Source organism: Lysobacter sp. N42 (assembly GCF_004344885.1).
On sequence record NZ_SKFB01000166.1, the window covers coordinates 1 to 535 of the forward strand.

Below are 535 nucleotides of genomic sequence, written 5' to 3' on the forward strand. Positions count from 1 at the left end.
GTCGGCGTCGACCAGGGCTCCGGCCTGATCCGCGCGGTCGTCACGACGCCGGCCAACGTCAACGACACCACGCCGGCGGACCGGCTGATCCGCGGCGACGAGCGGGCGGTGTGGGCCGATGCGGCCTATCACACCCACGCCCGCGAGCGCGCGCTCAAGGCCCGCGGCATCAAGCCGCGCCTGGCCCGCCGGCCCAACAAGCACCACCCCGCGCTGCCGGCGCGGCTGAAGCACTACAACGCGCTGATCGCCCGCCGCCGCGCCGCGGTCGAGACCACCTTCGCCACCTGGAAGCGGCGCATGGGGCTGACCGGCATTCGCTACCTCGGCCTTGCCAAGGCGAGCGCCCAGGTCACCCTGGCCGCCATCGCCTTCAACATGCGCCGCTGGGTGGCGCTCAGCCCGCCGTAACCACACCCGGACTCCCTCCGCAATCCGATAAAAAAGCCCCCTATCCCGTCAATCCGACAAAAAAACCGCCACGCGGACCGGCCAAACCGGCCCTCGTCAAACTCCTCGCCGCAAATGACCGTAT

General features: G+C 70.5%; 1 protein-coding gene. It reads left to right on the forward strand.

Features of this window, described 5'->3' with window-relative positions; all coding sequences use genetic code 11:
* Positions 1-411, forward strand: a 411-nt coding sequence (locus EYQ95_RS26315) for a transposase (RefSeq protein WP_132332206.1), incomplete at its 5' end; no start/stop codon positions are given.
* Between the last annotated feature and the right edge of the window lie 124 nt (positions 412-535).